The sequence below is a fragment of the Aquitalea sp. ASV11 genome (genome assembly GCF_016429185.1).
GTDB classification, from domain to species: Bacteria; Pseudomonadota; Gammaproteobacteria; order Burkholderiales; family Chromobacteriaceae; genus Aquitalea; species Aquitalea pelogenes.
Genome location: NZ_JAELUD010000059.1, coordinates 20925 through 27494, shown reverse-complemented (window position 1 = coordinate 27494; position 6570 = coordinate 20925). Strand labels below are relative to the sequence as shown.

Below are 6570 nucleotides of genomic sequence, written 5' to 3'. Positions count from 1 at the left end.
GCATGGCCCACAGCAGCCAGTCCGGCTTCCAGGCCGGAATGTTTGGCATGGCGCTGACGGTGAAAAACGGCAGCATGCGGTGGCAGACGGTAAGGAATACCGGCAGCAGAAAGCCCCACAAGGCCAGGTCACGCATCAGCAGCCAGCCGCTGGCATTGCCGCTGCACAGCCAGTACAAGCCAGCCAGCAAACCGCCAAAGCCCAATACAAAGCCGCACAGCACCATCCAGGCGTGCAGGCGATTGGCCTGCTGGCTACGCCGGATCAATTGACCAAAAGTGAGTGTCAGCCCGGCAAAGCCGCAGCCATATACCAGCTGGCCAGCCAATAGCCAGCCGCTGCCCAGCGCGAGGCCAGCCAGCCACAACAGCAAGCCCGCCACCATCAGTAGCGGAACGCCCAGATAGCGTGTGCGACTGGGGCCGTCCACTCCCAGCCAGCGCGGCCCGGCGGTAAAGATGAAGCCGGTCATGAACAGCGGAAAGATGCCGTACAGCATCAGGAAAGCATGGGCCATCACCGCCGGGACCGCCGGCAGGATGGGGTGGCTGCCCAGGCGCGAGGCCAGCTCGGCAAACCAGGCGGCAAACAGCAACAGCGCCAGCAGCATGCCAAACAGAAAGGCAATGCGGTGCGGTGCGCGCAGCAAGGGGTGTGGGAGTGGCTGGGTGTTCATGGCGGGCTCGATGCAGGTGGTGATGGCCGAGTATCGCCAGCAGACGGGCAGGATGGGAATGATTCGCGTCAAGACAATCGGCCTTGCCTGTCAGCCAGACAGGCACGGTGCACTGGCCGGTGGTGGTGGCCAACCGCTGCCTTGCACCCCCGGGTGCAAGCAGGCGCAACGCAGCAGTTTCCTGTTGTCTGCCCTTATTGCTTGAACAGCACGGCGATCAGGTCTGACTGGGTAATCATGCCGCACAACTGGCCGGCGGCATCGATCACCGGCATGTGGTGCATGCCGCCATCGGAAAAGGCCAGTGCCAGTTCGCTGATGGGCTGGGTGGCCTGCAGGCTGCGCACCGGCTGGCTCATGATGTCGGCCACCTTGCCATCCAGCCGCGCGGCCTGCGGGATGGCGCTGGCCTGGTGGTGTGGCAGGAAAAAGTCGTGCAGTGACACCATGCCTTGCAGCTGCCCGGCGGCATCAGTCACCGGCAAGGCCTTGACCTTGTGATGTGCCAGCGTGTCCCAGGCTTGCTGCAAGCTGGCATCCGGCCGGATGGACACCACATCGCGCGACATGATGTCGGCGCAGCGGATGGCACCAAAGCGGCGCTTTTGTGCCTGTTGTTCTGCTGCGGTGAAAATGGCGGCCAGGTCGTCCTCGCTCACATCCAGCACCTCGCCATAATCGGCCAGCGCCTGGTGCAAGTCCTGCTGATTGAAAGCGCGGCGTTCGCTGGGTAGCGGGTCGCTGGTGTGGTGCGGGTTTGCGTTCTCTGCCGGCAGGTGCGGATAGCGGCGCTGCACGGCATTGTTGAACAGCAAGGCGACGCCCAGCAGCAACAGGGAATTGGCCAAAACCGGCCACAGCACAAACTGGAAGCCCATGGCCTGGATGGCCGGGCCGCCCAGTACGGCGGTAATGGCGACGGCACCGCCGGGCGGGTGCAGGCAGCGCAGCTGGAACATGGCGGCAATGGCCAGGGCTCCGGCCATGCTGGCAGCCAGGCCGGGGTCGGCAATGGTGTGGGCGCAGGCTACGCCGATGACAGCGGAAACCAGATTGCCCAGCAGCATGGACCAGGGCTGGGCCAGCGGGCTGGAGGGCACGGCAAACAACAGTACGGCCGAAGCCCCCATCGGGGCGATGAACCAGGGACTGGCGCCACCCAGTGCGGCACGGCTGATCAACTCGGTCAGCAGCAGGCCAATACCGGCACCTACGCAGCCATATAGCCGCTCACGGCGGCCCGCCAGTAACTGGGCAGGCAGGAAACCACGCAGCCAGTGCCGCGTGCGTGGGGTTTGGGGTGAAGAAGTCATGACAGATGCAGAGGTGGGGTGGGAGGATATTATATCGCGTAGCGATATTTTCATGCGCAGAACTGCCCGTGCGGGCTGTCTTGCTCAGGCTTGCAGCTTTTGCTGTACGTTCAGCAGCAAGTCCAGCGACTGGGCACCGCCCAGGTCTTTGAGCAACAACAGCTCCTCGCGGTGCAGGGCGGCCAGCTTGGCCACCAGCTCCTGCCCCTTGGGCAGCAGGCTGATTTCCACCTGGCGGCCATCCTGGCGGCCAGGGGTTTTCTTTACCAGGTCCTGCTCCTCGCAGCGTTTGATCAGTCCCACCACGCTGTGATGATGCGATTGCAGCCGCTCGGCCAGTTCCGCCACCGTGGCCCAGTCGCGCCCAGGGTAGCCCTGTACTTGCAATAACAGCAGGTATTGCAGCGGGGTGATGCCATGTTCCTGCGCCAGCTCCTCGCTGAAACGAAGAAACTGGCGCAGGCGGTAACGGAAGTCGGCCAGACGTTCGAAATCCTGTTTGCTGAGTAGCGGAGCGGTCATGGTGGGCAACAGCGGGGAGAAAACACAAGTCCGTTCACCATATCACAACAGCCCGCCACTGCCGAATTGCGCGGCAAAGCAAACCGGGGACGCATAGGCAAGCGGCATCTCCTCTTGCTGCTGCAGGAACAATTGCAAGGCACGGGCGGCGCTGAGCGTGGCATTGTCTTCCACATAGAGCAGGATGATGTGTTGCCGCCTGGCCATGCGCGCCAGCCATTCCCAGCGCTGCGGATTATTGTGCAGCACGGCCCAGTAGATTTCGCAAAACTGGCTCCAGCGTTCCTCACGCCAGTGCATCCAGTCGCTCAGGCCCGGTGCGGGTGAGAGTGCCGGCACATGACGCAAGCGGCGCACAACATCGGCTGGCAGGCCGGCAGGCGGTTCGCTGCCGATCAGGAAGGCCGGTGTGGAGTCAGGCTGGTAGCTTTGCAGGGATTGCAGGGTGATATGCATGATGACTGGCTCCGTTTACAGCAAGGGCAGCAGCAAGAGTGCCACGACAAACAGCCATACCAGTGCACCGATGGCGAAGATGGTATAGGCCAGCGACAGGGTATGCACTGAGTCATCGTGTTCGAACCAGGCATCCAGGCCGTGGTATAGCAGGCCTGCCGATGCAGCCAGCCCCAGCAGTGCACACAGCACATTCAGCGCCGGATAGGGCAGCAGCAAGGACACGGCAGACAGCCAGATGGGCAGCGGCACCAGCGCTGCCAGCCGGTAGCAGTCGGCAAAGGCCGGGCGGCTGCTGGCATGTACCGACTGGCGGATGACCCAGGCCATCAGGCTGACAGCCAGCCAGCTGGTCAGCAGCAGGATCAGGCTGGCTTGCTGCCAGTTTTGCAGCGGCACGCCGGGAGCATAGCTGTCGGCATGATAAGTGGCGGTGTACAGCACCATGCCGCCGGCAAACAGGGATGCTGGCAGCACGATCTTCACAAAGCTGTTAAGCACGGATGGATGACGCTGGCCTAGCTGGTCCCAGCCATGGCGTGATGAGTAAATCATCTGGAGCGGGTGTTGCAGGTTCATGGCGATCTCCTTGGCAGCGACAGGCTGCCATCCAAATATATATCGCAATACGATATAAATCCACAGCAAAATGCACACATGGCGGAGCATGCTGGAGTGGGGAGTGGGGAGTGGGGAGTGGGGAGTGGGGAGTGGGGAGTGCGGCCCGCTCTGCTCAGGCGGCGGGCTGTCCCGGCGGCTGCCCTGGTCGCAGGCAGATGGCCAGCACTTGCCGGTAGCGCAGCCACAGCCTGAGTGCATGCCAGGCTGCCATGACAGTCAGCAGCAGGCTGAACATGGCCAGTGCGCTCTGCCAATGGGCTGGCCGGCTACACCAGGCCAGTGCTGTCAGCAGCCACAGCGCATGCAGGCCGGTCAGCCACCGCACGGCTTGCTCGGAGAGGAAACCATGCGTGGCGGGCAGTACGCCGCGCGGGGGCTGCAAGCGTTGCAGATGCAGCCAGGCCAGAAACGGGGCAATTTTACCCAGCATGCCCAGCACGCAAGCCAGCCCCAGGCCACCCAGCCACAGCACGCCACAGTACAGCGGCAGGCTGGTGCTGGCAGGCCACCAAGGGGCGGCGAGGGCGCATGACAGTCCCGAAAGCAAAGCCAGCATGGCCAGCAGCCAGCTCAGCCACAGGGGGTCTTGCTGGCGGCGACAGCGGCGCAGCTGCTGCAGGGTGAGGCTGGCAAATGCGGCGGCGGGAAGACCAGCCAGTACCAGCCAGCCACTTATCTTGTCCTGCTGCCACAGCAGCAACAGGCTGAGTGCCAGCAGCAGCACCGACTGGCCGGGCAGCAGCCAGCGGCTGGCGGCAGGGTAGGGCGGAGACACCAGAAACATGGGGATTACGGTCTGGCTGACGGCCAGCAGCAAGGCCAGCAACCAGCCCAGGCTTGTCCACAGCACATGGCTGTGCAGCAAAGGCAGGAAGGGCAGCTGGAGTTGCCCACCCAGTGTCAGTACCAGCAACAGGCCCAGGGTCAGCGCCACGCCCAGCCCGATCAGGGCCAGACGCAGCCCCTGGCTGGTGGCATCACGCGCCGGGCTGCGCCACAGGCCGGGCAGCGCATGCAGCAGCAGCGCCAGCCCGGCACTGTAAGCCAGTAGCGCGCCGGTAGTCAGCCATGGTGCTGAAAAGCCATGACTGAAGCCCCAGCACAGGCAGGCCACGCCAGATTGCCAGGCTGGAAACACCCGCCACCACAATGCACGCGGGCGAGGTGTGCCCACCCCGGTGGCCACGGCCAGTAGCTGCAAGATGGCACCGAGCATGGTGTTGCCCAGCACGCCCAGTGCCAGCAGGTGGGTAAGGGTGACAATCAGCGGATCGAAGCGGTTGGCAAGGACAGTGTTGCCCAGCAGCAGGGTGAGCCCGGTGATCAGCAGCCAGGCGAGGCTGGCTGCAAAAAAGCTGCCCGGCAACCAGGGTGGCGGGGCAGCTTCGTAAGACAGCCAGGCCTGGCTCATGGCCGGCTCAGGATCAGGATGACGCCGCCGTCACCGGACAGTTCGAAACGGAAGTCCAGCCCCTGTTGCTGTAGCAGTGGCAGCAGCGGGCTGGGATGGTGCGGCAGGATGTAGGCCGCTTGCTGGCCCGGTGCCAGCCCGTCCGCTTCGTCCAGGATGATTTCCATCGGCTGTGGCGGCGGCAACTGGCGCAGGTCGCGCGGGCTCATGCGGCGGCTCCGGCGGCAACCAGGTCGGCAAAGCCGGTAATGTGCTGGCTGCACATGGGGTAAAGAATGTTTTCTTCTTTCATGTTGTGCTGCTGCATCAGGATAAGCAGCGTGTCGGCACAGCCCAGATAGTCGCCGGCCTGCTCGGATGACAGCAGCTGCGCCATGTCCTGCATCAGTGCGCGCATCTGGCTGTGTTCGTTGCGCATTACCATCGTGGGGCCCATCTGGCTGCCGGTGGCGGCTTCGAAGGCCGGAAACAGGCTGTCTTCTTCCAGCGCAAAATGTTGCAGCATGCCGTTGTGAAAGGCTTGAAACACGGCCCGGGCCTTGGGCCAGTCGCTCTGGCGTACCGCTGTTTCGGCGATGGCGAAGTCGGCATCGCACAGGCGATGTTGTTCGGTCAATTGCTGGATGGCATTCATGGTGCTTTGCCTTGGCTGAGGTTGATGGTGAGCAGTATTGACCTTTGACGCGTCGGCCTGAATGACCCGTATCAAGAAATCACCGCTTGCTGGCGCAAGGCCTGCAACTGTTGGTGCAGGCTGACCACGCTGCCGATGATGAGGAGCGCCGGGCTGGCAATCTGCTGATCGGCAATCAATTGCGCCAGTGTAGCCAGCTGGCCACACACACAGCGCTGGGCACTGCTGCATGCCCTTTCCACGATGGCCACCGGCGTGGCCGGGTCGCGGCCATGGGCCAGCAGCTGGCTGGCGATATGGGCGGCCTCGCCCAGTCCCATATACACCACCAGGGTCTGCTCCGGCGTGCTGTGCTGTGTCCAGTCCAGCGCGCTTTCTCCCTGACGGCGATGGCCGGTGACCAGGCTGCAACCCTGGGCATGGTCGCGATGGGTAAGCGGCAGTCCCAGTGCGGCGGCGGCACCCAGCGCGGCGCTGATGCCCGGTACCACCTCGCAGGGGATGCCCGCTGCCGCCAGCGCCAGTATTTCCTCGCCACCCCGGCCAAACAGCAAGGGGTCACCGCCCTTGAGCCGCACCACGCGCTGGCCGTTGCGGGCAAAGTCGATCAGCAACTGGTTGATGTCCGCTTGCGGCAGGGTATGGCGGCTGGCGCGCTTGCCCACACAGATGCGGCTGGCCTGCGGCGGAGCCAGCCGCAGTATCTGCGGGTCTAGCAGATGGTCGTACAGCAGTACATCGGCCTGGCCCAGTCGCTGTACTGCGCGCAGGGTGAGCAAGTCCGGGTCGCCGGGGCCAGCCCCCACCAGGCAAACGCTGCCGGGGGCAAATACCTTGCTGTCTCTTGGGGTGGAGTGGGGGCTGCCAGCCAGCGTGGGCGGCAGCGGGGGCAGGGCTGGACGGTGCATGCAGACTCCCGGGCAAAGGCTTGCCAAAT

Annotated in this window: 9 protein-coding genes; all 9 read right to left on the bottom strand. The window is 64.1% G+C overall.

Annotated elements, in window-relative coordinates; all coding sequences use genetic code 11:
* The coding region (locus JHD62_RS16545; protein ID WP_233161015.1) for an NnrS family protein at nucleotides 1–748 on the bottom strand (748 nt) is incomplete at its 3' end.
* Between the two features lie 122 nt (nucleotides 749–870).
* On the bottom strand, nucleotides 871–1989 hold the full coding sequence (locus JHD62_RS16540) for an HPP family protein (protein WP_199103825.1): 1119 nt from the start codon (nucleotides 1987–1989) through the stop codon (nucleotides 871–873).
* A gap of 84 nt (nucleotides 1990–2073) precedes the next feature.
* Nucleotides 2074–2511 (bottom strand): MarR family winged helix-turn-helix transcriptional regulator, encoded by a 438-nt coding sequence (locus JHD62_RS16535; RefSeq protein ID WP_045846226.1) that lies wholly within the window; start codon nucleotides 2509–2511, stop codon nucleotides 2074–2076.
* A 42-nt stretch (nucleotides 2512–2553) separates the two neighbouring features.
* On the bottom strand, nucleotides 2554–2967 hold the full coding sequence (locus JHD62_RS16530; protein ID WP_199103824.1) for a DUF488 family protein: 414 nt from the start codon (nucleotides 2965–2967) through the stop codon (nucleotides 2554–2556).
* Nucleotides 2968–2982: 15 nt separating this feature from the next.
* Complete coding sequence (locus JHD62_RS16525) at nucleotides 2983–3546, bottom strand: YIP1 family protein (RefSeq protein ID WP_045846228.1); 564 nt, start codon at nucleotides 3544–3546, stop codon at nucleotides 2983–2985.
* 154 nt (nucleotides 3547–3700) lie between these two features.
* Nucleotides 3701–4999: a hypothetical protein gene (locus JHD62_RS16520; RefSeq protein WP_199103823.1), complete on the bottom strand. Its 1299-nt coding sequence runs from the start codon at nucleotides 4997–4999 to the stop codon at nucleotides 3701–3703.
* Complete coding sequence (locus JHD62_RS16515; protein ID WP_045846230.1) at nucleotides 4996–5208, bottom strand: DUF2249 domain-containing protein; 213 nt, start codon at nucleotides 5206–5208, stop codon at nucleotides 4996–4998. Before JHD62_RS16515 ends, JHD62_RS16520 begins: the two co-directional genes overlap by 4 nt.
* The gene (locus JHD62_RS16510) at nucleotides 5205–5633 is read right to left on the bottom strand and encodes a hemerythrin domain-containing protein (protein ID WP_199103822.1); all 429 of its coding nucleotides are present in this window, start codon (nucleotides 5631–5633) and stop codon (nucleotides 5205–5207) included. The genes JHD62_RS16515 and JHD62_RS16510 overlap by 4 nt, the downstream gene beginning before the upstream one ends.
* 71 nt (nucleotides 5634–5704) lie before the next feature.
* Nucleotides 5705–6541: a uroporphyrinogen-III C-methyltransferase gene (cobA, locus tag JHD62_RS16505; RefSeq protein WP_199103821.1), complete on the bottom strand. Its 837-nt coding sequence runs from the start codon at nucleotides 6539–6541 to the stop codon at nucleotides 5705–5707.
* Nucleotides 6542–6570 lie beyond the last annotated feature (29 nt).

Coding starts and splice junctions, on each gene's coding strand:
- JHD62_RS16515 (WP_045846230.1), bottom strand. CDS start 5,208: ATGAGCCCGCGCGACCTGCGCCAGTTGCCGCCGCCACAGCCGATGGAA.
- JHD62_RS16510 (WP_199103822.1), bottom strand. CDS start 5,633: ATGAATGCCATCCAGCAATTGACCGAACAACATCGCCTGTGCGATGCC.
- JHD62_RS16530 (WP_199103824.1), bottom strand. CDS start 2,967: ATGCATATCACCCTGCAATCCCTGCAAAGCTACCAGCCTGACTCCACA.
- cobA (WP_199103821.1), bottom strand. CDS start 6,541: ATGCACCGTCCAGCCCTGCCCCCGCTGCCGCCCACGCTGGCTGGCAGC.
- JHD62_RS16525 (WP_045846228.1), bottom strand. CDS start 3,546: ATGAACCTGCAACACCCGCTCCAGATGATTTACTCATCACGCCATGGC.
- JHD62_RS16520 (WP_199103823.1), bottom strand. CDS start 4,999: ATGAGCCAGGCCTGGCTGTCTTACGAAGCTGCCCCGCCACCCTGGTTG.
- JHD62_RS16540 (WP_199103825.1), bottom strand. CDS start 1,989: ATGACTTCTTCACCCCAAACCCCACGCACGCGGCACTGGCTGCGTGGT.
- JHD62_RS16535 (WP_045846226.1), bottom strand. CDS start 2,511: ATGACCGCTCCGCTACTCAGCAAACAGGATTTCGAACGTCTGGCCGAC.